Source organism: Croceibacterium aestuarii (assembly GCF_030657335.1).
Taxonomy (GTDB): Bacteria; Pseudomonadota; Alphaproteobacteria; order Sphingomonadales; family Sphingomonadaceae; genus Croceibacterium_B; species Croceibacterium_B aestuarii.
This window is the reverse complement of sequence record NZ_CP131039.1, coordinates 317098-342299: the sequence shown is the minus strand read 5'-3', so window position 1 is coordinate 342299 and position 25202 is coordinate 317098. Positions and strand designations below refer to the sequence as shown.

The window sequence follows — 25202 nt, the reverse complement described above, 5'->3', positions numbered from 1 at the left end:
TGAACCCCCAATCGCCGCACGTGACCAGCGCTGTCGCCCTCGATGGAAAGAGCATCGTGCTCGATCAGGCCCTGCCGCTCGACAGCGGTCAGCAACTGGCCGGCGTGCGGCTCGCCTACGAAACTTACGGCGAGCTCAACGCGGGGAAGACCAACGCCATTCTCGTCTTCCATGCGCTGACCGGCGATCAATACGTGGCCAGCACTCACCCCATCACGGGCAAACCCGGGTGGTGGGACCGCATGGTCGGCCCCGGAAAGCCCCTCGATTCGGCCCGCTATCACGTGATCTGCGTCAACGTCGTCGGCGGCTGCATGGGCTCGACTGGCCCCGCCAGCGCCGGGCCGGACGGAGCCCCCTATGCCATGCGCTTCCCGGTCATCACCATCCGCGACATGGTCCGCGCGCAGATCGCACTCCTCGACGCGCTCGGCATCGAGCGACTGCATGCGGTGGTCGGCGGGTCGATGGGCGGGATGCAGGCGCTGAGCTTTGCCGCCAACTTTCCCGGCCGCACCGCCCGGGTGCTGGCGATCGCCACGACTGCACGCCATTCGGCGCAGAACATCGCTTTCCATGAGGTGGGCCGCCAGGCGGTGATGGCCGATCCCGAGTGGCACGGCGGCGATTATTATGCGCATGGCAAGGGGCCGGAAAAGGGCCTCTCGGTGGCGCGGATGGCGGCGCACATCACCTACCTTTCCGAGGAGGGGCTGACCGAGAAGTTCGGCCGCCGCCTGCAGGACCGCGAGGCCAAGAGCTTCGGCTTCGACGCCGATTTCCAGGTCGAGAGCTACCTGCGCTATCAAGGTATCGCGTTCACCGACCGGTTCGACGCCAACGCCTACCTCTACATTACCCGGGCGATGGACTACTTCGATCTCGCCGAGGAGCACGGCGGACGGCTGGCGGACGCCTTCGCCAATGTCGGCGACATGCGTTTCTGTCTCGTCAGCTTCGACACCGACTGGCTCTACCCGACCGCCGAATCGCGCCACGTGGTCCACGCGCTCAACGCGGTCGCCGCGCCGGTCAGCTTCGTCGAGCTCTCCGCGCCCTACGGTCACGACAGCTTCCTGCTCGAAAGCCCTGCGCTCGACCGTGTCGTGAAAGGCTTCCTGGGATGAGCCTGCGTCCCGATCTCGCCAAGATCGCGGAGAACGTGCCGGAGGGCGCGCGGGTCCTCGACGTCGGCTGCGGCGACGGGGAATTGATGGCAGTTCTGCGCGAAAGCCGCCACGTCGACGCCCGCGGGCTCGAGATCGATCCCGGGCTCGTCGAGCGCGCCGTCGCGCGCGGCCTTTCCGTCATCCAGGGCGACGCGGACCGCGATCTCGCCGATTATCCCGACGGGGCGTTCGACGTCGCCATCCTCAGCCAGACGCTGCAAACGGCGGCGCGCCCCGACCAGATGCTCGACCAGCTGCTGCGCGTCGGGCGACAGGCCTTCGTCAGCTTCCCGAACTTCGCCTACTGGCGCATGCGCCTCTCGCTCCTCACAAACGGGCGCATGCCGGTGACACGGCATCTGCCCGTCAGCTGGTACGAGACGCAGAACATCCATCACGTGACGGTCGAGGACTTTCGCGACTTGCTACGAACGAAGGGTGTTACCGTCGAGTCCAATTGGTTCTTCTCGGGCGGCCGCGAGATTGGCGACCGAGGCGCCAACTGGCGCGCCGAGCATGCGGTCTACCTGCTGAGCCGGTGACACGACATGCGGTTTTGAAATCCGCGGCGTTCTCACAAGAACCTCCGAGCAGACGTGCAGTGAGGAGAGCGAAACCGCGCGGTACTTCTCGGCAAGGCCGTGGCATCGAACATCATCGCGGGTTTGGGCAATAGTGCGGTGCAGCATAGATAGCCCGATTTCGCGATGAAATGTGTGAATTATGCGATGAAGCGTGATTCATCAGGCAAGACTTGTTGGCACATTCTGCTAGGAAACAAGCGATTAGGGCAATTCTGTTAAGGGGAATGGGTCGATGAAGAAGCTTCTTGCCACCACTGCCGCCTTCGGGCTGATCGTCGCGCCGGTCATGGCGCAGGCCGCCGATGCTCGCGAGGGCTCGCCGGCCAGCAAGTCCGAGCAGCTCCAGGGCAGCAACATGATCCTGATCGGTGCGATCGTCGCGGCTGCAATCGTCGCCGGCATCCTGATCTTCGACGACAACAACGACAGCCCGACCAGCCCGTAGTAGGCTCGGAACAATTTCACGGAGGGCCGCCCTTGGGGCGGCCCTTTTCGTCTGCGCGGCGCTCACACTTCGGGCGTGCTGACCTGCAAGACGCTGTCACCGCGTGCCAGACACCACAGGCCAAGACCCGCCGCCTTGGCCCGCTCCACCGCCATCGAGGTCGGCAGTGAGACCGTGACCAGTCGCGCTGCGCCGGCGCGCACCGCCTTTTCGACGATTTCATAGGAACAGCGCGCGGTCGAGAGAATGAAGCCGTGCGCCGGATTCGCACTCGCCGCGGCGAGCGCGCCGACCAGCTTGTCCATCGCGTTGTGCCGGCCGACATCCTCGCGCACCGCCATGATCGTGCCGTCGAGGCTGCAGAAAGCGGCGGCATGCGCTGCGCCTGTGCGGCCCGTCAAGGGTTGGAGGTCGCGCAGTTTTGCCAGCGCGGCGAAGATTGCCTCAGGCGCGAGCGCTGCGTGGGCGGGCACCGGCGGCAGCGGCTGGTTCACCGCTTCGAGGTTCTCGATGCCGCATAGGCCGCAGCTCGATTCCGCAACGCGGGTGCGAACCCGTTCGGTCAGCTTGTCGACCCCCAGCCCCGCGAGCTGCGCGCGCACGATCCAGCCGAGATCGGTCTCTGCCACGGCAATGTCGGTTATGTCGGCGGGGATTTTCGCCAGGCCCTCGGTCAGCGCGAAGCCGCGGGCGAAATCTTCGAGATCGGCCGGGGTGGCCATCATCACGGCATAGCTGAGACCGTTAAATTCGAGCGCGACCGGGACTTCGGGCACCCACTCCCGGACGAGCGAACGCCGGGTGCCGTCTGAGCCAACCTCGGTTACCTTGGACATTCGCTCCACGTGTCACCGGTTCCGCGCCGCACACCTACCCTGCATCGGAATGGCCGCTTTCAAAGGCGGCGTTGAACTCGGTCGCTTTGGTCTGCGGCGGCGGATCGCCGCCCTCCTGCAGGTGTTCGATCGCCTCGCGGGCGATCGGGATCAGCTTGCTGTGATCGTCGGCGAAGATCGCCGCCTTCATCCGCGGGTCCCAGAACTGGTTGATATGATCGGCCGTCGCCAGCACCGCGTTCTCGTGGCCGATGGCCTCGAAATTGCGCGCGATGTCGCCGGCCATCCGCCGCAGCGTCTCGATGGTCGAACTCATTCGGCCGGCTCCATCGCCGGATCGATCCGGCGCGAACGCTCGGCGAGCTCGGTATACTCCTCCTGCCACTCGCTCGGCCCGTTCGAGGGCATGACTTGCACCGCGGTGACCTTGTACTCGGGGCAATTGGTCGCCCAGTCGGAGAAGTCCGTGGTGACGACGTTGGCCTGGGTCTCGGGATGGTGGAAGGTGGTGTAGACCACCCCGGGCGCCACGCGGTCGGTGACCAGCACCTTGAGCGTGGTCTCGCCCTTGCGGCTCGCCAGCCGCGCCCAGTCGCCGGTCTTGAGCCCGCGGTTCTCGGCGTCGGTGGGGTGCATTTCGAGCACGTCTTCGGGATGCCAGACGACGTTCCCGGTGCGCCGCGTCTGCGCGCCGACGTTGTATTGCGTGAGGATGCGGCCGGTGGTCAGGAGCAGCGGGAAGCGCGGTCCCGTCTTCTCGTCGGTCGGCACGTAGTCGGTGACCACAAATTTGCCCTTGCCGCGTACGAAACCGTCGACGTGCATCACCGGGCTGCCGTCGGGGTGGGCTTCGTTGATCGGCCACTGCACGCTGCCGCGCACCAGCAGGTCGTCCCACCTCAGGCCGGCGAAGCTCGGCGTCAGCCGGGCGATCTCGTCGATGATCTGGCTTGGATGGGTATAAGTCCATCCCGCGCCGAGGGCATTGGCGAGCAGCTGGGTCACTTCCCAGTCGCCATAGCCGTTGGCTGGTTCCATCACCTTGCGCACCGGCTGGATGCGGCGTTCGGCGTTGGTGAAGGTGCCGTCCTTTTCGAGGAAGGTGCTGCCCGGCAGGAAGACGTGGGCGTAATTGGCGGTTTCGTTGAGGAACAGGTCATGGACGATGACCAGATCCATCGCCTCGAGCCCGGCGGCGACGTGCTGGGTGTTGGGGTCGGACTGCAGGATGTCCTCGCCTTGGATGTAGATCGCCTTGAAGCTGCCGTCGACGGCGGCGTCGAGCATGTTGTTGATCCTGAGGCCCGGCTCGCTGTCGAGCGTGACGCCCCAGTCCTTTTCGAACAGGCCGCGCGTCACCTCGTCGTGGATGTGGCGATAGCCCGGCAATTCGTGCGGGAAGCTGCCCATGTCGCAGGCGCCCTGCACGTTGTTCTGTCCACGTAGCGGGTTCACGCCGACCCCGGGACGGCCGATGTTGCCGGTCACCATCGACAGGTTGGCGATCGCCATCACGGTGGAGGAGCCCTGGCTGTGCTCAGTCACGCCGAGGCCGTAGTAGATCGCGCCGTTGCCGCCGGTGGCATAGAGCCGGGCCGCCTGGCGCAGCTCTTCGGCCGGGACGCGGGTGACGGCCTCGAGCACTTCGGGACTGTGGCGCTCGTCGGAGACGAACCGCGCCCAGTCCTCGTATTCGTCCCAGTCGCAGCGTTCGCGGATGAACTCCTCGTTGGCCAGGCCTTCGGTGACGATCACGTGGGCCATGCTGGTGAGAACGGCGACGTTGGTGCCCGGCTGCAGCGGCAGGTGGTGGGCGGCCTCGATGTGCGGCGACTTGACCAGGTCGATCCGCCGCGGGTCGATCACGATCAGCTTGGCGCCCTGGCGCAGCCGTCGCTTCATGCGGCTGGCGAACACCGGGTGGGCGTCGGTCGGATTGGCGCCGATGACCAGGATGACGTCCGAGTCCATCACCGAATCGAAGTCCTGCGTGCCTGCGCTGGTGCCGAAAGTGGTCTTGAGGCCGTAACCCGTCGGCGAATGGCACACGCGGGCGCAGGTATCGACGTTGTTGGCGCCGAACACGCCGCGGACCAGCTTCTGGACGAGGAAGGTCTCCTCGTTGGTGCAGCGGCTTGAGGTGATCCCGCCGAGTGCGCGCGGACCGTGCGATTCGCGCAGTTCGCGCAGCCGGCCGGCGGTGTGGGCGATCGCCTCGTCCCAGCTCACTTCGCGCCATGGCTGGTCGATCGACTCGCGGATCATCGGCGAAGTGATGCGGTCCTTGTGGTTGGCATAGCCGTAAGCGAAGCGGCCTTTGACGCAGGAGTGGCCCCGGTTGGCCTTGCCGTCCTTGTAGGGGACCATGCGGACCAGCTGCTCGCCGCGCATCTCCGCGCGGAAGGTACAACCCACGCCGCAATAGGCGCAGGTCGTGACCACAGCGCGCTCGGGCATGCCAATCGCCTTGACGCTCTTCTCCTGCAGCGTGGCGGTGGGGCAAGCCTGCACGCAGGCGCCGCAGCTGACGCATTCGCTGGAAAGGAAGTCATCGTCGTCCTGCCCGGCCGAAACCATCGAGGCGAAGCCGCGCCCGTCGATGGTCAGCGCGAAGGTGCCCTGGACCTCGTCGCAGGCGCGCACGCAGCGGCTGCAGACGATGCACTTGGAAGGATCGAAGTCGAAGTAGGGGTTCGAATGGTCGGTCGGCTGGTCGAGGTGGTTATCGCCTTCGTAGCCGTAGCGCACGTCGCGCAAGCCGACCGCGGCGGCCTGGTCCTGCAACTCGCAATCGTTGTTGGCCGAGCAGGTCAGACAGTCGAGCGGGTGGTCGGAGATGTACAGCTCCATCACGCCGCGGCGCAGCTTCTCAAGCCGAGGGGTCTGGGTGTGGACCACCATGCCCTCACCCACCGGAGTGGTGCACGAGGCCGGGGTGCCGCGCGCGCCGTCGATCTCGACAAGGCACAAGCGGCACGAACCGAACGATTTCATGTTGTCGGTCGCGCAGAGCTTGGGGATCTCGCCGCCGATCTCGGCAGCCGCGCGCATGACGCTGGTGCCGGCCGGAACGGTGACCGTGCGCCCGTCGATCGTCAGCGTGACCGCTTCGGTCGCGTTCGATTCCGGGGTACCGAAATCCTTCTGGCGTTCATATCCCATGGGTCTTCTCCGCAGCGGCCAAATCCGCCGGTGTGTTGATATTAGCAGGTTCCTGCGCGCTTTTCACGGGGCGCGCGTTGATTTTGTCCGCGAAGGCCAGCATCGAATGCCGTCCGGTGCCTTCGAGGATCGCTTCGATGTCCTTCGCCGCGCTGGTCGGCCAGTGGCCGACGACCGGCTGGTCGGCGAGATAAGCCGGAGGCGGACTGAGTAGGTCGAGCAGGTCGTCGGGCAGCTGTGCGCTGTCGACGCCGCAGGTCAGCACCGTCGCGTAGTCTTCGTCCTGGGCAAGATGGAGACCGGCGGCAATGCCCGCAAGCGGCCCTTCGCCGGCGTGCGGCCAATCGGGAATGCAGCGCGCCGGACCGTGGTCGCGCCCGGCGATCACCACCAGCTCGCAGAAGCCCGAGAGTCCGTCGACCGCGCGCGCCAGGAGCGTTCGCCCGCCGAGCTCGGCGAGCGCCTTGTCGCTGCCGAACCGGGTCGACTTGCCGCCTGCGAGGACTACGCCCAAAATCATTTCGAAGAGCCCATCACTCCGCCGTTTCCGTCTCGGCGGAAGTCTTGCCGGTGAAATCCTTCGGCCAGTTCTTGAGCGCGCTCATTACCGGGTAGGGGGTGAAGCCGCCGAGTGCACAGAGCGAGCCGAACTTCATCGTCTCGCACAGGTCGGTCAGCAGTCCGATCTCGTCGCCTGCGCTGCGCCCGTGGCGCGGGGCGTTGTGCATCTGCGGGGCGCGCTCAATCTCGTCGGGCGCGCGGCCGCCTGCACGGATGCGGTCGATAATCTCGACTCCGCGCGTCGCGCCGATGCGGCACGGGGTGCACTTGCCGCAGCTCTCGGCAGCACAGAACTCCATAGCAAAGCGCGCCATCGCACCCATGTCGGCCGTGTCGTCGAAGACGGTGATGCCGCCGTGGCCGATCAACGCGTCGGCGGCGGTATATTCCTCGTAGTCGAACTTGATGTCGAACTGGTCTGGATGGATGTAGGCGCCGAGCGGGCCGCCGACCTGCACCGCCTTGACCGGGCGGCCGCTCTCGGTGCCGCCGCCGATCTCGTAGACGAGTTCGCCGAGCGTGATGCCGAAGGCGATTTCGAACAGCCCACCGTGCTTGATGTTGCCGGCCAGCTGGATCGGCATGGTGCCCTTCGAGCGCTCGATGCCGAGACTGTCGTAAAGCGAGGACCCGCCCTCGGTCAGGATGTGCGGGACGGCCGCCAGGGTCAGCACGTTGTTGACCACCGTGGGCTTGCCGAACGCGCCCTCGAGCGCCGGCAGCGGCGGCTTGGCGCGCACTTCGCCGCGTTTGCCCTCGAGACTGTTGAGCAGCGAAGTTTCCTCGCCGCAGACGTAGGCGCCCGCGCCGACGCGGACTTCGCAGCGGAAGGGAGCAATGGTGTCCCGGCACTTTTCGAGCGCTTCGTTCATCTTGCGGATGGCGTCGGGGTACTCGCTGCGGATATAGATATAGCCCTGGTCCGCTCCCACCGCAGCGCCGGCAATCGCCATGCCCTCGATTAGCAGGAAGGGGTCGCCCTCCATCACCATGCGGTCGGCAAAAGTGCCGCTGTCGCCCTCGTCGGCGTTGCAGACGATGTATTTCTGCGCCCCCGGCGCCCGGGCCACAGTCTGCCACTTGATGCCCGCCGGGAAGCCTGCCCCGCCGCGGCCGCGCAGGCCCGACTGAGTGACCTCGGCGAGGATTGCCTCACTGCCGATCTCTTTCGCCCGGCGCAGCCCAGCCCACCCGCCGGTCGCCTCGTAGTCTTCCATGCTCGTCGGACGGGTCTTGCCCGCGCGGGCGAAGGTCAGGCGCTGCTGGCGGGAAATGAACGGGTGAGCGTCGATCCGCCCGATGCAGATCTCGTCGGCCCCGCCATCGAGGATATCGTCGACGTCCTCGAGAGTCGCCGGGCCCCAGCCGATGCCGTCGATCTCGACCATCGGCTCAAGCCACTGCATGCCCCAACTCGAGGTGCGGTGGACCTCGCAGCCCTTCTTCTCGAAGGCGGCGGTGAGCTTGTCGGCGCCCAGCGCGCGGGCCAGGGCGTCGTCGGAAATCTTCACAAGGCGTTGCTCAGACATCACGCGTCCTCGATTACTTTGGCCAGCGCCGGGCCGTCGAGCCGGGCGTGGAGGGTATCGCCGACGCGGGCGCTGGGGCCGACGCTGCACAGGCCGAGGCAATAGACCGTGTGAAGCTTGACGCGATCGCCGGCGGCGGCGCGGGCCTGGTCCATGATCTCTTCGACGCCGCGTGCCTTGCAGGCCTCGGCGCGGCAGATCTGCACGACCGGGCGTAGCTCAGGCTCGGGGGTGAAATCGTGATAAAAGCTGACCACCCCGTGCACGTCCGCGCGGCTCAGGTTGAGGCCCTTGGCGATCAGCGCCTCACTCTCGGCATCGACGCAGCCGAACTCGGCCTGCACGTCGTGCAGGATCGGCAGCAGGGGTCCTTCGCGGCCGTGATGCTGGGCGACGATCTCGCCGATTTTTTCGGATTTCGAACTCATGCCTTCAGCCTCTCTGCGTGCCAGGCGACGTGGTCTGCGATGAATGTGGAAATGAAGAAATACGAATGGTCGTACCCTTCGTGGAGCCGGATCTCGTGAGGGATGTCGGCCTCGCGACAGGCCTCTTCGAGCAGGTGAGTCTTGAGCTGGTCTTCGAGGAACTGGTCGGCGCGACCTTGGTCGACCAGCAAGTCGGGCAGGCGGGCACCGTCCTCGATCAGCGCGCAGGCATCGTATTCGCGCCAGGCCGCCCTGTCCTCGCCGAGATACCCGCCGAGCGCCTTCTCGCCCCACGGCACATGTATCGGGCTGACGATGGGCGCGAAGGCGCTGGTCGAGCGGAAGCGCCCCGGGTTGCGCAAGCTTACCGTCAGCGCGCCGTGCCCACCCATCGAATGGCCGGTGATGCCCTGCCGCGACAGGTCGAGCATCGGAAACGCGTCGGCGACGAGCTCGGGCAATTCGCGCTCGACGTAGCTCCTCATCCGGTAGTTCGCCTTCCACGGCTCCTGCGTCGCATCGACATAAAAGCCCGCGCCCTTGCCGAAGTCGTAGGCTTCGTCGTCCGGTACGATATCGCCGCGCGGCGAGGTGTCGGGGCCGATAAGCGCCACCCCGTGCTCGGCGCAGGCGCGCTGGTAATGGCCTTTCTCCATCGCGTTCGCATGGGTGCAGGTCAGGCCCGAAAGGTACCACAGCACAGGCAGTGCTTCGGTGGTGCGATGCTCGGGTATGAAAACCTGGAAGGTCATCGGCGTGCCGGTGGCGGAGCTATGGTGGGTATAGACCCCCTGGCTGCCGCCGAAGCACATCGAATTGCTGACCCGTTCCATTATCCGTCTGTCTCCTTAGGCCAGCCGCATCGCCAGGCCGATGAGATTGTGGCCCACGGCCGGCAGAACCAGGCTGCCACTCCTTAGGCGCATGCCCATCAGGATGGTTCCTGCCGCGGCAACATACGCGATCATGAACACGTTTACGCCAATTTGCCCGCCGCTGGGAAAAATCCCGTGAGCGAGGGCAAAGACCATCGTCGCCATGACCGCAGCCCAGCCGATCGCCTTGGCCGTGCCGCCGAGCGCGGCGGAGAGCAGCGAAACTTCGAGTCCGCGGTACATCAGCTCTTCCTCGATGCCCGGCAGGGTCAGGTGATAGAGCCAGCCGAGCGGCCCCGGCACGTCGCCAGAGCCGGCGTCCATACCGCCCGGCATCAGGCCGAGCGCGACGAGCAGCACGAGCCCGAGCAGCGACCACTTCAGCGAGCCGGGGTTCTGCCTGAGCGTCAGGCCGAGGCCCTTGGCGTCCAGCAGGCGGTGCCGTTTCCACAGCGCAAAGGCGATGACTGCGCCGGTCACGAGCTGGGCAATCCGGCTGTACCACCGCGCCTCGGCCGGAAGCGAGGCGACGTCCGCGGGCAGGGTCCAGTGCCCGGCCAGCGAATAGATCGCATAAGTTGCCGCCGCGGCGCCGAACCAGCGCCAGTCCAGATGCGTCTGCCGCGTTACCTTGAGTACGAGCGCCAGCACCAGCGGCGGCAGCCACCAGCAGGCGAACAGGATCAAGGCAACGGCAGTGCTCATGGCTCGGTTCGGGGCGGTCCAGGCCGCTTAGTGGCGCATGTGGAAGCAGCAGATCTTGTTACCGTCGGGGTCGCGCAGGTAAGCGCCGTGCGACTGGTTGGGAGCCGCCTCGCGCGGACCCGGGCCGCCCTCGTCGGTGCCGCCATTGGCGACGCCGACATCGTGGAACTTCACCACGGTCTCGTCATCCGGCGCTGCGAACCCGAGCGTATGGCCGTTCGATACCGTCGCAGGCTCGCCGTTGAGCGGAGGGGCGACGATGAAAGTGCCCTGCGGGCCGGCGTAGATCAGTCGGCCGGCTTCCGGCGGGGCGACATTCTTGTAGCCGAGCACGTCCATCACCGGATCGTAGAACTTGCGGCTGCGCTCGACGTCGTTCGAACCAAGGAAAACGTGGGTGAACATGGGGCTTTCTCCTCTCAGGCGCGCACGGAATCGCCCGCGCGTCGCGGTTGTTCATCGCATAGACGAAAATTTCGGACTTGTGAAAGACCGAAATTCCCATTCCTCGCTAGATCGCGGTGACGACTTTCGCCGTTCCCGGGTCGCCGGTGTTCGGCGTGCCCTCCGCATCGATCACCAGCATGCTCACTTCGCCCTGCGGCACGCGCGGGCGGTGTTCGGTGCCGCGCGGCACGACGATCATGTCCCCCGGGGCGAGGCGGGCGGTGCGCTCGCGGAAATCGATTTCGAGGTGCCCCTCGACGACAAGGAACAGTTCGTCGGTGTCTGGGTGGCTGTGCCAATGGAAATCGCCCGAGGCCTTGGCTGGTCGAACCTCGTTGCCGTTGTAGCGAGCGGCGAGCCGCGGAGACCAATGCTCGTCGATAAGCGCAAACTTCCCGGCGAGATTGATCTCCTCGGGCATTAGAACACGACGACGCTGCGAATGCTTTCGCCCGCATGCATGAGGTCGAAGCCCTTGTTGATCTCCTCGAGCGAAAGCACGTGGGTGATCATCGGGTCGATCTGGATCTTGCCGTCCATGTACCAGTCGACGATCTTGGGCACGTCGGTCCTCCCCTTGGCCCCGCCGAATGCGGTCCCGCGCCAGTTGCGGCCGGTGACGAGCTGGAACGGGCGGGTGGCGATTTCCTTGCCGGCTTCGGCCACGCCGATGATGATCGAGGTGCCCCAGCCCCGGTGGCAACATTCGAGCGCGGTGCGCATAACCTCGGTGTTGCCGGTCGCGTCGAAGGTATAGTCTGCCCCGCCGTCGGTCATCTCGACGACCTTGGCGACGATCTCGTCGCGGCTCATCCCCTTGGTGTTGAGGAAGTCGGTCATGCCGAACTGGCGGCCCCATTCCTCGCGCTCGGGGTTGATGTCGATGCCGATGATCTTGTTCGCCCCGGCGAGCCTGGCGCCCTGGATCACGTTGAGCCCGATCCCGCCGAGGCCGAACACCACGACATTGTCGCCCACCTGCACCTTGGCGGTGTTGGTCACTGCGCCCACGCCCGTGGTCACCCCGCAGCCAATGTAGCAACTTGTCTTGAACGGGGCGTCTTCGCGGATCTTGGCGACGGCGATCTCGGGCAGCACGGTGAAGTTCGAGAAGGTCGAACAGCCCATGTAGTGGTAGATCGTCTCGCCCTTGTACGAGAAACGGCTGGTCCCGTCGGGCATCAGCCCCTTGCCCTGCGTCGCGCGGATCGCGGTGCACAGGTTGGTTTTGCCTGAGAGGCACGACTTACACTGCCGGCATTCCGGGGTGTAAAGCGGGATCACGTGGTCGCCCTGCTTGACCGAAGTCACCCCCGGACCAACCTCGCGCACGACGCCCGCGCCCTCGTGGCCAAGCACGCTCGGGAAAATGCCCTCGGAGTCGAGCCCGTCGAGCGTATAGGCATCTGTGTGGCAGATGCCGGTCGCCATGATCTCGACCAGCACCTCGCCTTCCTTCGGGCCTTCGAGGTCGAGTTCGACGATCTCGAGCGGCTTCTTGGCTTCGAAAGCTACGGCGGCACGGGTCTTCATTTCGGTCTTGTCTCCGTCAGGTCAGTCGATGGGCTGGGCCGCCAGGGCCTCGAGGTCGGCGTCGGCATCGCGCAGCGGTACCATCCAGACCAGAACCGCTCCCAGCAACGCGCCAAGGCACATGATCAGCGAAACGGCCAGCAGGTTGTCGTTGCCCAGCGCCGTGAAAAGATAGCCGGCGATGATCGGCGAACCCGCGGCGCCGGCCCGGCCGACGCCGAGCACGAAACCGGTGCCCGTCGCCCGGGCATAGGCCGGGAAACCGCGGGCGAAAGCGGCGTAGTATCCGACAATCGCGGCGTTGAGGAAGAACATCGTGAAGAACGCCGCCAGGCGCCATGCGCCCAACGTGCCGTGCCCCAGCCCGAACCACGCCACCGCGATCACCCCGAGCACGCAGGCGCCTATGGTTGGGCCCTTGATGTCGAACTTCTTGAGGAACAGTCCGAAGAGCGCGCCGCCGATAGCACCGCCGATGTTGGCATAGGTCAGCGTACTTGCCGCGTCGGGCTGACTGAATCCGGTGTCGGCGACGATCTGCACCGCGAACTTGAGGATGTAATAGAAGGTCAGCGTGTGGAACATGTAGCCGAAGGCCAGCATCAGCGTGACCGGGCGCAGGCGCGGATTGGCCAGGATGTCGGTAACCTTGGGCTTGTCCGCCGCGCTGGGTGCGGGGGGGATTTCCGCGATCGGCTGCTTGGCGAAGGCCTTGAGCGAGCGATTGATCTTGGCCAGCGCCCCCTCGGGGCGGCGGGCCAGGAAATAGGCCGGGGTCTCGGGCACCAGCAGCATGACCAGCGGGATCATGGCCGCGGTGACCACGGCTCCGAACAGGAACACCGAACGCCAGCTGCCGAGTTCGAAACTGACGCCGACGCCGCCGACGCCGAGGAAGAACGGGTCCTGGCCGGGAACCAGAAGCCAGCCCTGCGCTGCAAAGCCGCCGATCACGCCGCCGACCGGGTAGCCGATGACGTAGAGCGCCATGGCGATGCTGCGGCTCGCCTTGCTCGAGCTTTCGGCAGTGACCGCGTTGGTCGCCGCCAGCATGCCGCCGATGCCCAGGCCGGTCATGAAGCGCCAGGCGGTCAGCTCGGTCACTCCGGTCGCTGCATGGGCCAGCCACATGCCCGCGGTCATGATCGCGAGGCACACCAGCATGGTGCTCTTCCGACCATAGCGGTCGGCCATGCCGCCAAGGATTACCGAGCCGAAGCCCATGCCGACGAGCTCGGCCGAAAGGACGATGCCCAGCTCGGAACGCGGAATGCCCCATTCCTTCGTGATGCCCGGCGCCGCAAAGGCGCTCGAAAGCACATCGAAGCCGTCGAGCGCATTGAGGAAGATCATCAGGAACACGACAATCCATTGCCGCGCGCCCATGGGCGTGTCGTTGATGGCTGCTATGGGGTTCGCGACTGCGGCGGGTCCGGCCATTTGGTTTAGTTCCTCTCCCTGGAATGCTCGGTCATTCGTGGATTCGCGCGAGCATTTCCACCAGTTTTTCGGTTTCTGCGGCACTGAAGCGGCTCTTCAACCAGGCCTCGTGTTCAGCGATGCAGCTTTTTGCACCGGACAGGGCGTCGCGGCCCTCGTCGGTCAAATACAGCGCCTGCTTACGTCCGTCGCTCTCGGAGCGCTCGCGGCGCAGGAAGTCGCGGCCCTGCAACCGGTTGACGATGGTCATGGTCGTGGCCCGGTCCATCCGTAGCCGGCGGCCGACGTCGATCTGCGAAATCGCCGGGTGGTCGTCGACCAGCCACAGCACGCTGACCTGCTTCTGGGTCAGGTCGAGATTCGAAAAAGTTTCGGTAAAATGACGGTAGACCGCGACGTGCGCCAGGCGGATGTGAAAGCCGACGATATCGGCCAGTTCGCCGATGTCGTCTTCGTTGTCCTCGGTCAATGCGGCCGTCGGCACTGCGATCCTATCCCCACGCCTCTTGTCGTGCTTGCCTATTTGTTAGTGGAGCATACAATTCTTCGCAAGGAGAGGACTCGATACATGGCCCAGTTTCCCGACACACCCAATTTCACCGGCTTCAACACGCCGAGCAGGATCGAGGCGGATATCGAAGACCTGGCTTACGAAGGGACGATCCCCCCTGAGATCGACGGCGCGTTTTTTCGCGTCCAGCCGGACCCGCAGTTCCCGCCGATGCTGGGCGACGACATCGCCTTCAACGGCGACGGGATGATCACCCGCTTTCATATCCACGACGGGCAGGTCGATTTCCGCCAGCGCTGGGCGCACACCGACAAGTGGAAGGCCGAACGAGAGGCCGGACACGGGCTGTTCGGCAGGTACCGCAACCCGCTCACCGACGATCCGAGCGTCAAGGGCATGATCCGCTCGACCGCCAACACCAACGCCTGGGTCTACGCCGGGAAGCTATGGGCGATGAAGGAGGATTCGCCGGCACTGATCATGGACCCCGTGACGCTCGAAACCGAGGCTTTCGAGACATGGGAAGGGGCAATGAAGAGCCAGACTTTCACCGCGCATCCGAAGATCGACCCCGCCACCGGCAACATGGTCGCCATCGGCTATGCCGCCAGCGGCCTGTGTTCGGACGACGTCTCCTACATGGAGGTCGATCCCGAGGGTAACCTCGTGCGCGAGAAGTGGTTCAAGGTCCCCTATTACTGCATGATGCACGATTTCGCGATTACCGAAGATTACCTCGTGCTGCACATCGTCCCCTCGACCAGCAGCTGGGAATATCTCGAACAGAAGCGCGAGCACTTCGCCTTCGACACTACCAAACCGGTCTACCTCGGCATCATCCCGCGCCGCGACGACCTGAAGGACGAGGACATTCGCTGGTTCAAGCGCGACAACTGCTTTGCCAGTCACGTGGTCAACGCCTGGCAGGAAGGGACCAAGGTCCACTTCGTCATCCCCGAGGCGAAGAACAACATGTTCCCGTTCTTCCCCGACATCCACGGCGCGCCGTTCAACGGAGCCGAGGCGATGAGCAAGCTGACCCGCTGGACGGTGGACATGGCCAGCAACGGCGACGAGTTCGACGAAATCAAGCAGCTCACCGACACCGCCAGCGAGTTCCCGCGGATCGACGATCGCTTCACCGGCGTGAAGAATCGCTACGCCTGGGGGCTCGAAATGGACATGAGCCGGCCCAACGAGCTCAAGGGCGGCAGCGCCGGCGGTTTCCTGATGAACTGCCTGTTCCTCAAAGACCTGGAGAGCGGCGAAGAAAAGCACTGGTGGTGCGGTCCGGTCTCCTCGCTTCAGGAACCCTGCTTCATTCCGCGTACCCCCGACGCGCCCGAGGGCGATGGCTGGATCGTCATGCTGTGCAACCGACTCGAGAACCGCAACACCGATCTTCTGATCTTCGATGCACTCGACATCGAAAAAGGACCGTTGGCCACGGTGCACATCCCGATTCGCCTTCGCTTCGGCCTGCACGGCAATTTCGCCCGCAGCGAGGACATTGGTCTGGCGAAGTCGAAAGAACTTGAAAACGCATAGCGTTTTGCCAGCCCGCGTGCGAGCAAGGTGACAATGATCAGGCCTAGCCCCGGAATGACAGGGGGGGGCGAGGGAGTAGCGGATGGCTGACCGGACCGGATGCACCAGGCGAACCGCCTTGCTCGCTCTCGGCGGATTCGGGTTGGCTGCAGGGCTTGCAGGCCCGCTCGGTGCCCGGCTGCCGGGCGCGCCGGGGTCGGAGCGGCCGACCGGTGCGGTTGTCGCCTATTTCAACGACGGGCTTATGGCCGATCCCAGCGCCACCCTGCCGCCCTATCGGCGGCCTGGCGGCTATCGCGGGACCGGCCGGACGTCGCGCATGAGCGAGGCCGAGCGGATCGCCGCCGGGTTCGCGCTGTGACAGGGCATCGCCACGGGAGAGCGCGATCATGGTGAAGGTATTCGACGGTACGCTGACAGACGGCTTCTTCGCGCCCCAGCGATTCGAGGGCACGGTCGCAGATTGCGAGGTGTCGGGAACGATCCCGGCCGACATGGATGGCGTTTTTATGCGGGTCGGCGGCGAGTTTCTCTACCCGCCGCTGCTGCCGAACGACGCCCCGCTGCATTCGGACGGTTATGTTTCGAAATTCCGTTTCAAGAACGGGCGCGTCTCTTATCAGGGCAGGTACGTGCGCACCCCGCGCTATGAGGCGAATCTGGCTGCGGGCAGGAACCTGTTCGGACTTTACCGAAATCCTTTCACCGACGACCCGGCGGCGAAAGGAGTGAACGGCACTGTCTCGAACACCGCGCCGATGGTCCACGCCGGCAAGCTTTTTACGCTCAAGGAAGATGCCCTGCCGATCGAGATCGACCCGGTCACGCTCGAGACGATCGGGTTCCATGATTTTGGCGGCGGCTGGAAGAGCCAGACCTTCACCGCGCACCCGAAGTGGGACCCGCTGACCGGCGATCTTTACGCCTTCGGCTACGAAGCCACCGGCCTCGCCAGCGACGACGTGTTCTTCTACCGCGTCGACAAGCAAGGGAACGTCAAGCACGAGATCCGCATCAAGCAGCCCTACGTCTCGCTGATCCACGATTATGCGCTGACGCAGGACCACGTGATCTTCCCTTTCGCCTGCTACTATACCGATATGGAGCAGCTGAAGGCGGGCAAGATCCACTGGCAATGGGATCGGAGCCGCCCCAGCATGATCGGCATCATGCGCCGCGACGGCGACGGCAGCGACCTGAGGTGGTTCAAAGGCCCCGAACGCTGCTTCATGCACGTCTTCAACGCGCAGAGCGAGGGCGACAAGGTGACCCTTCTGGCGCCCTTCTGGGACGGCAACTTCTTCCCGTTCTTCCCGAACATCGATGGCAGCCCGTGGGACCCCCGCCGGGCGCAGGCGTTCGTGCGCAAGTACACCTTCGACCTTTCCTCGAAGGACGACAGCTGGCGCGAGGAGACGCTGTTCGACACCTCGATCGTCGATCTCGGCAAGGTCGACCAGCGCTACACCACGTTGCCGCAGCGCTATGCCTTCACCACGTTTGCCGATCCGTCGAAACCTTTCGATCGGGAGCGGGGCGGGGACGTGGGCCGCGCGCCGGTCAACTCCTATGCCCGCTTCGATCTCGAGGACGGGGTGATGAAGAGCTTCTTCGCCGGCGACACCCATTCGCTGCAGGAACTGACCTTCGTGCCTCGCCGCGGCAGCAGCCAGGAGGGCGATGGTTACCTGATCGGGACGGCCAGTGATCTGGCCGAAATGCGCACCGAACTCATCGTAGTTGACGCCCAAAAGCTCGAGGAGATCGCCCGAGTTTATTTGCCGTTTCGCGCTTCGACGCAGGTGCACGGATACTGGTGGGACGCCGAGGATCTTGGCCTCGCCGAAAAGGAGGCCAGAGCATGACCAGTAGAAAGGACGCGAGCGGAGGGGCGAGCAGGAAGCAAGTTGTGGTGAAAGGCTTGCTCGCTGCGATCATGCTCGCCGCGAGCACGGTAGCCGGTGCGGCCGGATCCTGCGACAAGGCCTGCCTCGAGGGCATCGCCGACCAATATCGTGCCGCCTATCTCGCGCACGATCCCTCCAAGGCGCCGTTCGCTGCGCACGTGCGCTACACCGAGAACAACGTCGAGATGCCGTTCCCCGACGGGACCTGGGACACCGTGACCGAGATGCCTGGTCCGGTCCTGACCCTGTCCGACCCGGCGACCGAGCAGGCGGCCATCTTCGCACCCATCCGCCAGCGCGAGGTGCCCGGCTTCCTCAGCGTCCGTTTCAAAGTCTCAGGCGGCAAGATCACCGAAGTCGAGCACATCATCTCGACCGCGCGCAACCTGTCGAGCCCGCCGACTCCGATCGGCAAAATCGAAGGCTTCGCTTACGATCCGACGGTCGACCGGGTCGAGCCGGCGGCGAAGCGGCTGACCCGCGCGGAGCTTGCGGCCCATGCCAACGGCTATTTCGACACCCTGCAGCACAACGACGGCGAAATTCGTGGGACCTGCTTCCACGAACACGCCACGCGGCGCGAGAACATGATGATGTTCAACGACATCAAGCAGGGCTTCGAGTCCGGCCGCTACCTGTTCAACAACCGCGTCCGGCGCGAGATCGTGCTGGTCGACGAGGCACGGCAGATTGCGCTGGGCCGAGGGTTCATCGACCACAAGGGCGTGCTCGACACCTACAAGCTGACCGACGGCACCGAGACCAAGTCGGTATTCCAGGAGCCGCAGAGCTGGGGCCTGCTCGAGGCCTTCAAGGTGACCGATGGTTGCATCGCCGCAGTCGTCGCAGGCTTCTACCAGGCGCCGTACTACACCGTCTCGCCCTGGACGAAGGAGGGCCGCTGATCGCTCACCGCCCCGGCGCTCGGGAGACGGGCGGATAAGACCGGGACCGCCAACCACCCTGACGTTCAGGCGATGTCGAGCTTGTCCGCGTAGACCAGGCGCCCGCCCGAAAGCCGGGTCAGCGCAAACATGAAGTCGTCGGGGGCCATCGCGAAACAACCGTTCGAGCGGCCGAGGCGGCCCCATTTCTCGACATGTTCGGGCGCCGCGTAGTCGGCGGCGTGCATTACGATCGCGCGTTCGTAGGTGTTGGTGTTGTCGGGATCGAGCCCGCCAAGGCGGATCGAGGTGCCGTATTTGCCCTTGTACCATTCCCACGAAATGTAGGCTCCACGCGCGGTGGCATTCGAGTTCACCTCGTTCGAGAACCAGTTGAGCATGCCGTCGTGCTCGGGGTCGGAACCGAGGCCATGCGCGACCAGGTAGCTGGTGACGGTGCCCTGCTCGAGATTGGCAAAGTGGAAGCGGGGCTGCGCGGAGTGAAGGCCGAAGTCGGCGATGCCGGCGACATCGCGGCGCCACAGAACATCGCCCGCGCGCTCGACCTCGCGCCGCGCCACGTCGAGGATTTTGCGGTCGCGTTCGCTCGCGGTCGAGGCCTGCGCGAAGACCCGCGCTGGAACGACGAGAGCGCCGCCCGCCGCTGCGCTGGCGGCGATGAAGCCGCGTCGGCTGACTCTCACGCTGTCGGTCCGCCTGAGCATGAACCCTGCATAGCAAATATTCGTCGTGTTGGCGCGGAATGATGCACTGTCACCGTCCGAGCGTCGCAAGCGCAGTGCAACTGGCCGCGGCATGGGCGGCTGCGGAGCGCAGGCCGGGTTTGCCGAAAGCGGCGAAGGTGCAGGCCGGCAGGTCCTTCTTCGCCGGGTTGGCGCGGTAGCGTTCCGGGGGCAGCGGGATCGGCGCGGCTTCGCGGCCAAGCAGCAGCGCGTGGGGCGCCAGCTTCGTTCGCGCCTGGGCGGCGAGGACCCGTTCGGCGTCCGGCCGGGCAGGTCCACCGGCGGCGAAGCCGAGCAGGCCGGGGCCGCACAAGCTGCGGTTCGCGGCGATCGCACGGACGACGTCGGTCACCTCGCCCAGCGCCACGGCGTGCGGATCGACCAGCAGCCAATACGTGTCGGCCCGCCCGTCGAGCGCGGCGAGCAACGGCTCCCAGCCATGGTCCGGCGGGAAGCCGTCGAGGTGCAGCGAGGAGCGCGCGGCAATCGAAGGATCGCCGAGGTGGTGCGCCAGTGTCGCGCGGTCGGCCCCGGTCAGGGTCCCGGCATCGAGCACCATGCAGCGACCGCGGCCGAGCCGGCCATGCAGGCTCTTGAGTGCGACGAGGGCCGGGAGCAGTTGCTGCGTTCCGATGCGGACGCACAGCGTCAAGCCCTGGCCCGATGGGACAAGCGGCGGCGTGTCGAGCACTCCGGCGAGCGCCTCTGCCCGGTGCGGGTCGCCGGGTCCGGTGCGCCAGCGCTGCGGCAGGAGGCCTGACATGGTCATGGACGGCACTCTATCGGGCGGAAGTTAAGCGATTCTTGGTTTCGGTGCGGTCAGGGTCACTGGGAAAGGGTCAGGGTGTCGCCGGCGATCTCGACCTTGTCGATATGCGACAGGAAGCTTTGTCCGAGCAACGAGACGGCGAGACCGTCGGGGATGATGACCGCATCGACGTTGCGCGCGACGAAATCGCCGACAGCGACTTCGCGCAGTCGCACCGGGACGCCCAGCACCGCGCCGCTGGCGCCGCGCGCTACCGGGACCAGGTGGCCGGGATCCCAGTCGAGCCCCATGTTGCGGGCATCGTCGCCGGTCAGCGCGACCATGCTGGCGCCGGTATCGACCAGCATGCGGTAGTCGCGCGTGTCCACCCGGACACCGGCGTAGAAGTGTCCGTCGTTCGCGCGCTGCAGCTGCATGTCGCCGCCGTACCACTTCGGCGCCGCGGCGAGTTCGAGCTGAGCCTTCGGTTCCAGGGACGCAGCCGAACTTGCCGCCGCCTTGTCCGGCGCCCTCAGGTCGGGTCCGATCCAGCCGACGACGGCACCGATGATCAGCACGGAGGGGACGAGCGACTTCATGGGCGGCAATCGTACCCGGACAGGCTTAAGCGAGCGTAAAGCGGGCGCGGCGAGACCCTTCGTGGAGCTCGTCGGCATTCACGACGCGGAGCACCTCAGGCGGCGGTGACGTGTTCGAAGGCGATGCTTGCGCCCAGCACGATCAGCAGCACGCCGCCGGCGATCTCCGCCGGCCGTCCGAAGCGGTCTCCGGCGCGCCGGCCGACGAGTAGCGCCGCGCCGGAAAGCGCCGCGGTCACGAGCGCAATCAGGGCGCAGGCGGCGAGCGGCGGGACTCCGAGCGCCGGCAGCGTCAGCCCTGCGGCGAAGGCGTCGATGCTCGTCGCCACTGCCGCCGTCAGCAAGGCCGCGCCCGACAGCGGGGGCAGGCCGGTCTCGTAGGTGTCGTCGCTGGCCCGGATCATCTGCACGCCGATGAAGGCCAGGAGCGCGAAGGCGATCCAGTGGTCCCACGCCTCGACATAGGCCAGTGCGAAGCTGCCGAGGAGCCAGCCGGCGAGCGGCATCAGCCCCTGGAATGCACCGAAGGTCAGGGCGATCGCCGCGCCTTGCTTCCATCCCGGCCGAAAGCGCGCGCCCTGCGTCAGCGCGACGGCGAAGGCGTCCATCGCCAGCGCGACGGACAGTGCGAGTGCGGCGAGCAAATCGGCGATCATCGAATTCCGGCTTGGCGGCTATTCGGCGGCAACGGCGGTCCCGGTATCGCTCATTCCCGCATCGCTCATCCCGTCCTCGATTTCCGCCGCCTTGGCCTCGACCAGCGCGACGATGTGGTCGAGCATGTCGGCGTCCTTCACATGATGGTCGGTTACGCCCGAGAGGTAGACCATGTGCTTTCCCGCGCCGCCGCCGGTCAGGCCGATGTCGGTCTCGCGCGCTTCGCCCGGCCCATTGACCACGCAGCCCAGGACCGAGAGCGAAAGCGGGGTCTTGATGTGCTGCAGGCGTTCTTCGAGTGCTTGCACCGTGCGGATGACGTCGAAGCCTTGCCGCGCGCAGCTCGGGCACGAGACGACGCGCACGCCGCGGGTGCGCAGGCCGAGGCTCTTGAGAATCTCGAAGCCGACGCGCACTTCCTGCTCGGGCTCGGCCGAGAGGCTGACGCGGATGGTGTCGCCGATGCCCGCCCACAGCAGGTTGCCGATGCCGATGGAAGACTTGACCGTGCCGCCGATCAGCCCGCCGGCCTCGGTAATGCCGAGGTGCAAGGGGCAATCGACTGCATCGGCGAGACCCATGTAGGCGGCGACCGCGAGGAATACGTCGCTGGCCTTCACCGCCACCTTGTATTCGTGGAAGTCGTGGTCCTGCAGCAGCTTGATGTGGTCGAGCGCGCTCTCGACCAGCGCTTCGGGGCACGGCTCGCCATACTTTTCGAGCAGGTCCTTCTCGAGGCTGCCGGCGTTGACCCCAATGCGGATCGCGCAGCCGTTGGCCTTGGCCGCGCGGACCACCTCGGCGACGCGCTCGCTGCTGCCGATGTTGCCGGGGTTGATCCGCAGGCACGCCGCGCCCTTGTCGGCCGCTTCGAGCGCGCGTTTGTAGTGGAAGTGGATGTCGGCAACGATCGGGATGCTGCTGGCCTTGACGATCTGGTCGAAGTTCGCCGTCGCCTCTGCCGTGGGGCACGAGACGCGGATGATGTCGCACCCGGCATCCTCGCAGCGGCGGATCTGGTCGATCGTCGCGCCGACGTCCTCGGTCGGGGTGTTGGTCATCGTCTGCACGGTGATCGGCGCATCGCCGCCAACGGGAACCTTGCCGACCATGATCTGACGCGACTTGCGCCGCTCGATCGTGCGCCAGGGGCGAATCGCGCTCATCGGGGCCCACCCGCTCGTGCGGTGAAGGTGACACACATGGACCGCGTGTTACACGGTCCAGGGGCAAAAAAATCGCCCCCCGTCGCGCCAGCGGCGCGGCGTCCGGCGTGTGCGGAATGGATTGTTGCAAGATCGATCATCGCGGCGAGCCTCTAGCAGCTTTGCGCGCTGTAGGAAAACGCCGCTTTACGCCCGCTGAAGCAACCGGGCGAGCGCATGCCGCAGGGCGCGAGCGGTATCGTCCGCTTCATCGCTCCGCCAGGCGACGAAGCCGTCTGGCCGAAGGAGGAGGGCGCCGGTCGCGCCAAGGCCGCACTGCCGCGCAGCGTCGGTCGGGAGCGTCACGCGGGGCAGATCGAAGTCCGCGGCGGCGGTGAGCCATGCATCGGCCTGCGGGGCGGCCAGCAGCGCGAGGCCGTCGCCCGCGCAATCGAGCGTCGAGCGGCCGCCCGCGAGCCAGGCGTGCGGCACGCGGGCGCCCGATCGGCCGCGCGCCTCGTCGGGGTGCAGGCACGCGGGCTCGCCCTCTCTGCGACCGCCGATGATCGCGCTCGAGCGGTAGAGCTGACCGATCTCGATCGCCAGGTCGTCGATCATCTCCGGGGTCTGGGGGGTAATCTCCTCGGGCGTGACCCGGCGGATGTAGCGGGCATAGGCCTGCTCGACAGTCAGGCGGGCGACGGGGCTCCGCTCGGCTTCGTAGCTGTCCAGCAAGGCCTCGCCGGCCTCGCCGCCGAGCACCTTCGCGAGTTTCCAGGCCAGGTTGTCGGCATCCTGCACGCCGGTATTGCCGCCGAAGCCGCCGGTCGGCGGCACGACGTGCGCCGCGTCCCCCGCGAGGAACACTCGGCCCTCGCGCCAGCGGTCGGCGCAGATCGCCTCGGCCTTCCAAGTGGCGACGTCTTCGATTTCGACCGCGAGGTCAGGCACGCCGACGGCCGAGCGGACCAGTGCGATGCAGCGCTCCGGCGAGAGGTCGCCCGCAACGTCCTTCGCGCCCGGGAGCGCGAGATCGCCCAGCGTGTTGACCGCCAGGAAACCGCGCGTGCCGTCTGCCTCGAAGCGGAAGAAGCCGCGTTGGTCGGCGTTCTTCACGTAGATCACGCCCATCTTGCGCCCTTCGAGCCATGGGCGGCAGTCGGCCGAGAAATAGATCGTGATCGAATCCGACAGCCAGCCCGGACCGCTGGTCGATATGCCGAGCGCCTTGCGCACGGCGCTGCGGTTGCCGTCGGCGGCGACCATGTAGCGCGTTCGGATTTCGCGCTCCTCGCCGCTTGCCAGGTCGCGCACCGCGGCGCGCACGCCTTCGCCATCCTGCTCGAAACCGGTGAGCTCGGTCTGGTAGGAAAGGCGTGCACCGAGCTCGCGCGCCCGCGCCAGGAGCAGCGGTTCGAGGCTCTGCTGGGTCATGAAGAAGCGGCGGCTCGGGCTGTAGGGTTCAACGCCTGCGTTGATGTCGGGAATGAACTGCGCCAGTTCGCGCCCGGCGAGCGATTCGACGAGGTTGATCCCGCCGTCGGGTCCGAACTGCTCGCGACTGGCGGCGAGGATCGCCTGCTCGAGGCCGATCCGGCGATAGGCTTCCATCGTCCCGAGGTGGAAATGGCCGGCGCGAGGATGGATCGAGGTGCCGGCGTGCTTCTCCACCACCAGGGGCCGAACGCCCTGCGCGGCGAGGAAACAGGTCGCCGACAAGCCGACCAGGCTTCCCCCGACGATCAGCACCGGGCAATCGATCATGTCGCTCTCTCCCACGCCGGACTCTATGGCAGCCGCTGGGCCGAGACCATCCCGAAACGCCCCGGCGCCATCTGTGCCGTTTCGGGATGGCGCCAATCTTCACCATTTTCCTTAACCGACATCCCCCTCGCGAGCGCGTAGGAAATCCCGTTGCCGCGCGCGGTGTGCGGTAACGAATCGAAAGGGTGGCGGCCGTGCAGATTGCAGCCATGGTCAAGGAAGTCCCCGCCGTTCTGCGCGAAGTTCTCTTCGCCCCGGCGCTGAGCACGATCGCGCTCATCATCCTGCCCTATGTGGGGGTGATTATCGGCCTGGATGTCGCCAGCCGCTACGGCGACATTACGGGACAGGCGCTGCCGGCGCAGTTCTTCGTCTCGCAGGACTGGAGCTTCGGCGAAACGCTCGAATACAGCGTGATGACAGCCACTTCGGTGATGCTGTTTTTGATGTGGCGGCGCGACCGTTCGCCGATCTACCTCGTGAACGCGGTCCTGTTCGCCTATTTGACGATCGACAACGCGGTCGAGATCCATGAGGCGTTCGGCTTCTGGATCGCACCGACGCTCGAAATGGTCCTGCCGGCCAACCTGCCGATGGACGCGCACTATTTCGGCGAGCCGCTGCTGTTCGTCGCGGTCGGGCTGGTTTGGCTCGTCGGCCTGGCCTTGTCGCTGCGCCAGTCGCGGCCCCGCCCGATCATCAACTCGCTGCTGCTGGTCGGCTGCATCTTCATGGCCGCGTTCTTTGGCATCGTCGTCGACGCGGCGACCGACTGGGGTCCGCACACCGTGGCGCGCACCGACATCGAGGCGTTCATCGAGGACGGCGGCGAGTTCGTGATGATCATCGTTTCGTTCTTCCTGACCACCGCGATGTACGACATCGAGAAGCGCCGTGCGAAGGCGCTCGACGCGGGCGCCTTCGCCGAGTTGAAGGCGGCGGCCTGACGCCGCCCGTCGGGGCATGGGCAATCGCGTTGGCA

General features: G+C 66.0%; 27 protein-coding genes. 8 read left to right on the top strand and 19 right to left on the bottom strand.

Annotation, left to right across the window (positions count from 1 at the left end):
- The first annotated feature begins 20 nt into the window (after nt 1-20).
- From metX to Q7I88_RS01520, 3 genes are all read left to right on the top strand, one after another.
- Nucleotides 21-1127, top strand: coding sequence for a homoserine O-acetyltransferase MetX (gene metX, locus Q7I88_RS01530; protein ID WP_305098640.1), 1107 nt, complete (start codon nt 21-23; stop codon nt 1125-1127).
- Nucleotides 1124-1711, top strand: coding sequence for a methionine biosynthesis protein MetW (gene metW, locus Q7I88_RS01525; protein ID WP_305097281.1), 588 nt, complete (start codon nt 1124-1126; stop codon nt 1709-1711). The genes metX and metW overlap by 4 nt, the downstream gene beginning before the upstream one ends.
- Nucleotides 1712-1985: 274 nt before the next feature.
- Nucleotides 1986-2198, top strand: coding sequence for a hypothetical protein (locus tag Q7I88_RS01520; protein ID WP_305097280.1), 213 nt, complete (start codon nt 1986-1988; stop codon nt 2196-2198).
- Between the two features lie 62 nt (nt 2199-2260).
- On the opposite strand, the gene fdhD is transcribed toward Q7I88_RS01520, so the two are convergent.
- From fdhD to Q7I88_RS01455, 13 genes are all read right to left on the bottom strand, one after another.
- Nucleotides 2261-3034, bottom strand: a complete 774-nt coding sequence (fdhD, locus tag Q7I88_RS01515) for a formate dehydrogenase accessory sulfurtransferase FdhD (RefSeq protein WP_305097279.1) — start codon at nt 3032-3034, stop codon at nt 2261-2263.
- A 34-nt stretch (nt 3035-3068) separates the two neighbouring features.
- Entirely contained in the window at nt 3069-3350 is a 282-nt protein-coding gene (locus Q7I88_RS01510) for a formate dehydrogenase subunit delta (protein WP_305097278.1), read from the bottom strand.
- Nucleotides 3347-6196 carry a formate dehydrogenase subunit alpha gene (fdhF, locus tag Q7I88_RS01505; RefSeq protein WP_305097277.1) on the bottom strand — a complete coding sequence of 950 codons (2850 nt, stop codon included), beginning with the start codon at nt 6194-6196 and terminating at the stop codon, nt 3347-3349. The genes Q7I88_RS01510 and fdhF overlap by 4 nt, the downstream gene beginning before the upstream one ends.
- Nucleotides 6186-6716 carry a molybdenum cofactor guanylyltransferase gene (gene mobA / locus Q7I88_RS01500; protein ID WP_305097276.1) on the bottom strand — a complete coding sequence of 177 codons (531 nt, stop codon included), beginning with the start codon at nt 6714-6716 and terminating at the stop codon, nt 6186-6188. Before mobA ends, fdhF begins: the two co-directional genes overlap by 11 nt.
- Nucleotides 6717-6729: 13 nt before the next feature.
- Nucleotides 6730-8286 (bottom strand): NADH-ubiquinone oxidoreductase-F iron-sulfur binding region domain-containing protein, encoded by a 1557-nt coding sequence (locus Q7I88_RS01495; protein ID WP_305097275.1) that lies wholly within the window; start codon nt 8284-8286, stop codon nt 6730-6732.
- Nucleotides 8286-8714 (bottom strand): NAD(P)H-dependent oxidoreductase subunit E, encoded by a 429-nt coding sequence (locus Q7I88_RS01490; RefSeq protein WP_305097274.1) that lies wholly within the window; start codon nt 8712-8714, stop codon nt 8286-8288. Before Q7I88_RS01490 ends, Q7I88_RS01495 begins: the two co-directional genes overlap by 1 nt.
- The gene (gene fghA / locus Q7I88_RS01485) at nt 8711-9547 is read right to left on the bottom strand and encodes an S-formylglutathione hydrolase (protein WP_305097273.1); all 837 of its coding nucleotides are present in this window, start codon (nt 9545-9547) and stop codon (nt 8711-8713) included. The genes Q7I88_RS01490 and fghA overlap by 4 nt, the downstream gene beginning before the upstream one ends.
- Before the next feature lie 15 nt (nt 9548-9562).
- Nucleotides 9563-10294 carry a CPBP family intramembrane glutamic endopeptidase gene (locus tag Q7I88_RS01480; protein WP_305097272.1) on the bottom strand — a complete coding sequence of 244 codons (732 nt, stop codon included), beginning with the start codon at nt 10292-10294 and terminating at the stop codon, nt 9563-9565.
- 27 nt (nt 10295-10321) lie between these two features.
- Complete coding sequence (locus Q7I88_RS01475) at nt 10322-10699, bottom strand: VOC family protein (protein ID WP_305097271.1); 378 nt, start codon at nt 10697-10699, stop codon at nt 10322-10324.
- A gap of 106 nt (nt 10700-10805) precedes the next feature.
- Entirely contained in the window at nt 10806-11162 is a 357-nt protein-coding gene (locus Q7I88_RS01470; protein ID WP_305097270.1) for a cupin domain-containing protein, read from the bottom strand.
- Nucleotides 11162-12274, bottom strand: a complete 1113-nt coding sequence (locus tag Q7I88_RS01465) for an S-(hydroxymethyl)glutathione dehydrogenase/class III alcohol dehydrogenase (protein WP_305097269.1) — start codon at nt 12272-12274, stop codon at nt 11162-11164. Before Q7I88_RS01465 ends, Q7I88_RS01470 begins: the two co-directional genes overlap by 1 nt.
- Nucleotides 12275-12295: 21 nt before the next feature.
- The gene (locus tag Q7I88_RS01460) at nt 12296-13714 is read right to left on the bottom strand and encodes an MFS transporter (RefSeq protein WP_305097268.1); all 1419 of its coding nucleotides are present in this window, start codon (nt 13712-13714) and stop codon (nt 12296-12298) included.
- 31 nt (nt 13715-13745) lie between these two features.
- Nucleotides 13746-14198 (bottom strand): Saro_0803 family transcriptional regulator, encoded by a 453-nt coding sequence (locus Q7I88_RS01455; RefSeq protein WP_305097267.1) that lies wholly within the window; start codon nt 14196-14198, stop codon nt 13746-13748.
- 84 nt (nt 14199-14282) lie between these two features.
- Between Q7I88_RS01455 and Q7I88_RS01450 the strand changes: the two genes are divergently transcribed.
- The 4 genes from Q7I88_RS01450 (at nt 14283) to Q7I88_RS01435 (ending at nt 18585) form a co-directional block, all read left to right on the top strand.
- The gene (locus tag Q7I88_RS01450; RefSeq protein ID WP_305097266.1) at nt 14283-15773 is read left to right on the top strand and encodes a lignostilbene-alpha,beta-dioxygenase; all 1491 of its coding nucleotides are present in this window, start codon (nt 14283-14285) and stop codon (nt 15771-15773) included.
- Between the two features lie 82 nt (nt 15774-15855).
- Complete coding sequence (locus Q7I88_RS01445) at nt 15856-16134, top strand: hypothetical protein (protein WP_305097265.1); 279 nt, start codon at nt 15856-15858, stop codon at nt 16132-16134.
- A 28-nt stretch (nt 16135-16162) separates the two neighbouring features.
- The gene (locus Q7I88_RS01440) at nt 16163-17638 is read left to right on the top strand and encodes a carotenoid oxygenase family protein (protein ID WP_305097264.1); all 1476 of its coding nucleotides are present in this window, start codon (nt 16163-16165) and stop codon (nt 17636-17638) included.
- Entirely contained in the window at nt 17635-18585 is a 951-nt protein-coding gene (locus tag Q7I88_RS01435; RefSeq protein ID WP_305097263.1) for a DUF8021 domain-containing protein, read from the top strand. Before Q7I88_RS01440 ends, Q7I88_RS01435 begins: the two co-directional genes overlap by 4 nt.
- Nucleotides 18586-18650: 65 nt before the next feature.
- On the opposite strand, the gene Q7I88_RS01430 is transcribed toward Q7I88_RS01435, so the two are convergent.
- The 6 genes from Q7I88_RS01430 to Q7I88_RS01405 form a co-directional block, all read right to left on the bottom strand.
- The gene (locus tag Q7I88_RS01430) at nt 18651-19289 is read right to left on the bottom strand and encodes a murein L,D-transpeptidase catalytic domain-containing protein (RefSeq protein WP_305097262.1); all 639 of its coding nucleotides are present in this window, start codon (nt 19287-19289) and stop codon (nt 18651-18653) included.
- Nucleotides 19290-19338: 49 nt separating this feature from the next.
- Entirely contained in the window at nt 19339-20076 is a 738-nt protein-coding gene (locus Q7I88_RS01425) for a hypothetical protein (protein WP_305097261.1), read from the bottom strand.
- 56 nt (nt 20077-20132) lie between these two features.
- A complete protein-coding gene (locus Q7I88_RS01420; protein ID WP_305097260.1) occupies nt 20133-20654 on the bottom strand; it encodes a retropepsin-like aspartic protease family protein in 522 nt (173 codons plus the stop codon).
- 95 nt (nt 20655-20749) lie between these two features.
- A complete protein-coding gene (locus tag Q7I88_RS01415) occupies nt 20750-21310 on the bottom strand; it encodes a manganese efflux pump MntP (RefSeq protein WP_305097259.1) in 561 nt (186 codons plus the stop codon).
- Nucleotides 21311-21328: 18 nt separating this feature from the next.
- The gene (ispG, locus tag Q7I88_RS01410) at nt 21329-22477 is read right to left on the bottom strand and encodes a flavodoxin-dependent (E)-4-hydroxy-3-methylbut-2-enyl-diphosphate synthase (protein WP_305097258.1); all 1149 of its coding nucleotides are present in this window, start codon (nt 22475-22477) and stop codon (nt 21329-21331) included.
- Nucleotides 22478-22663: 186 nt separating this feature from the next.
- The gene (locus Q7I88_RS01405; protein ID WP_305097257.1) at nt 22664-24220 is read right to left on the bottom strand and encodes an FAD-dependent monooxygenase; all 1557 of its coding nucleotides are present in this window, start codon (nt 24218-24220) and stop codon (nt 22664-22666) included.
- Between the two features lie 194 nt (nt 24221-24414).
- Between Q7I88_RS01405 and Q7I88_RS01400 the strand changes: the two genes are divergently transcribed.
- On the top strand, nt 24415-25167 hold the full coding sequence (locus Q7I88_RS01400; protein WP_305097256.1) for a DUF8692 domain-containing protein: 753 nt from the start codon (nt 24415-24417) through the stop codon (nt 25165-25167).
- Nucleotides 25168-25202: the final 35 nt, after the last annotated feature.

Coding starts and splice junctions, on each gene's coding strand:
- metW (WP_305097281.1), top strand. CDS start 1,124: ATGAGCCTGCGTCCCGATCTCGCCAAGATCGCGGAGAACGTGCCGGAG.
- Q7I88_RS01520 (WP_305097280.1), top strand. CDS start 1,986: ATGAAGAAGCTTCTTGCCACCACTGCCGCCTTCGGGCTGATCGTCGCG.
- fdhD (WP_305097279.1), bottom strand. CDS start 3,034: ATGTCCAAGGTAACCGAGGTTGGCTCAGACGGCACCCGGCGTTCGCTC.
- Q7I88_RS01510 (WP_305097278.1), bottom strand. CDS start 3,350: ATGAGTTCGACCATCGAGACGCTGCGGCGGATGGCCGGCGACATCGCG.
- fdhF (WP_305097277.1), bottom strand. CDS start 6,196: ATGGGATATGAACGCCAGAAGGATTTCGGTACCCCGGAATCGAACGCG.
- mobA (WP_305097276.1), bottom strand. CDS start 6,716: ATGATTTTGGGCGTAGTCCTCGCAGGCGGCAAGTCGACCCGGTTCGGC.
- Q7I88_RS01495 (WP_305097275.1), bottom strand. CDS start 8,286: ATGTCTGAGCAACGCCTTGTGAAGATTTCCGACGACGCCCTGGCCCGC.
- Q7I88_RS01490 (WP_305097274.1), bottom strand. CDS start 8,714: ATGAGTTCGAAATCCGAAAAAATCGGCGAGATCGTCGCCCAGCATCAC.
- fghA (WP_305097273.1), bottom strand. CDS start 9,547: ATGGAACGGGTCAGCAATTCGATGTGCTTCGGCGGCAGCCAGGGGGTC.
- Q7I88_RS01480 (WP_305097272.1), bottom strand. CDS start 10,294: ATGAGCACTGCCGTTGCCTTGATCCTGTTCGCCTGCTGGTGGCTGCCG.
- Q7I88_RS01475 (WP_305097271.1), bottom strand. CDS start 10,699: ATGTTCACCCACGTTTTCCTTGGTTCGAACGACGTCGAGCGCAGCCGC.
- Q7I88_RS01470 (WP_305097270.1), bottom strand. CDS start 11,162: ATGCCCGAGGAGATCAATCTCGCCGGGAAGTTTGCGCTTATCGACGAG.
- Q7I88_RS01465 (WP_305097269.1), bottom strand. CDS start 12,274: ATGAAGACCCGTGCCGCCGTAGCTTTCGAAGCCAAGAAGCCGCTCGAG.
- Q7I88_RS01460 (WP_305097268.1), bottom strand. CDS start 13,714: ATGGCCGGACCCGCCGCAGTCGCGAACCCCATAGCAGCCATCAACGAC.
- Q7I88_RS01450 (WP_305097266.1), top strand. CDS start 14,283: ATGGCCCAGTTTCCCGACACACCCAATTTCACCGGCTTCAACACGCCG.
- Q7I88_RS01445 (WP_305097265.1), top strand. CDS start 15,856: ATGGCTGACCGGACCGGATGCACCAGGCGAACCGCCTTGCTCGCTCTC.
- Q7I88_RS01440 (WP_305097264.1), top strand. CDS start 16,163: ATGGTGAAGGTATTCGACGGTACGCTGACAGACGGCTTCTTCGCGCCC.
- Q7I88_RS01435 (WP_305097263.1), top strand. CDS start 17,635: ATGACCAGTAGAAAGGACGCGAGCGGAGGGGCGAGCAGGAAGCAAGTT.
- Q7I88_RS01430 (WP_305097262.1), bottom strand. CDS start 19,289: ATGCTCAGGCGGACCGACAGCGTGAGAGTCAGCCGACGCGGCTTCATC.
- Q7I88_RS01425 (WP_305097261.1), bottom strand. CDS start 20,076: ATGACCATGTCAGGCCTCCTGCCGCAGCGCTGGCGCACCGGACCCGGC.
- Q7I88_RS01420 (WP_305097260.1), bottom strand. CDS start 20,654: ATGAAGTCGCTCGTCCCCTCCGTGCTGATCATCGGTGCCGTCGTCGGC.
- Q7I88_RS01415 (WP_305097259.1), bottom strand. CDS start 21,310: ATGATCGCCGATTTGCTCGCCGCACTCGCACTGTCCGTCGCGCTGGCG.
- ispG (WP_305097258.1), bottom strand. CDS start 22,477: ATGAGCGCGATTCGCCCCTGGCGCACGATCGAGCGGCGCAAGTCGCGT.
- Q7I88_RS01405 (WP_305097257.1), bottom strand. CDS start 24,220: ATGATCGATTGCCCGGTGCTGATCGTCGGGGGAAGCCTGGTCGGCTTG.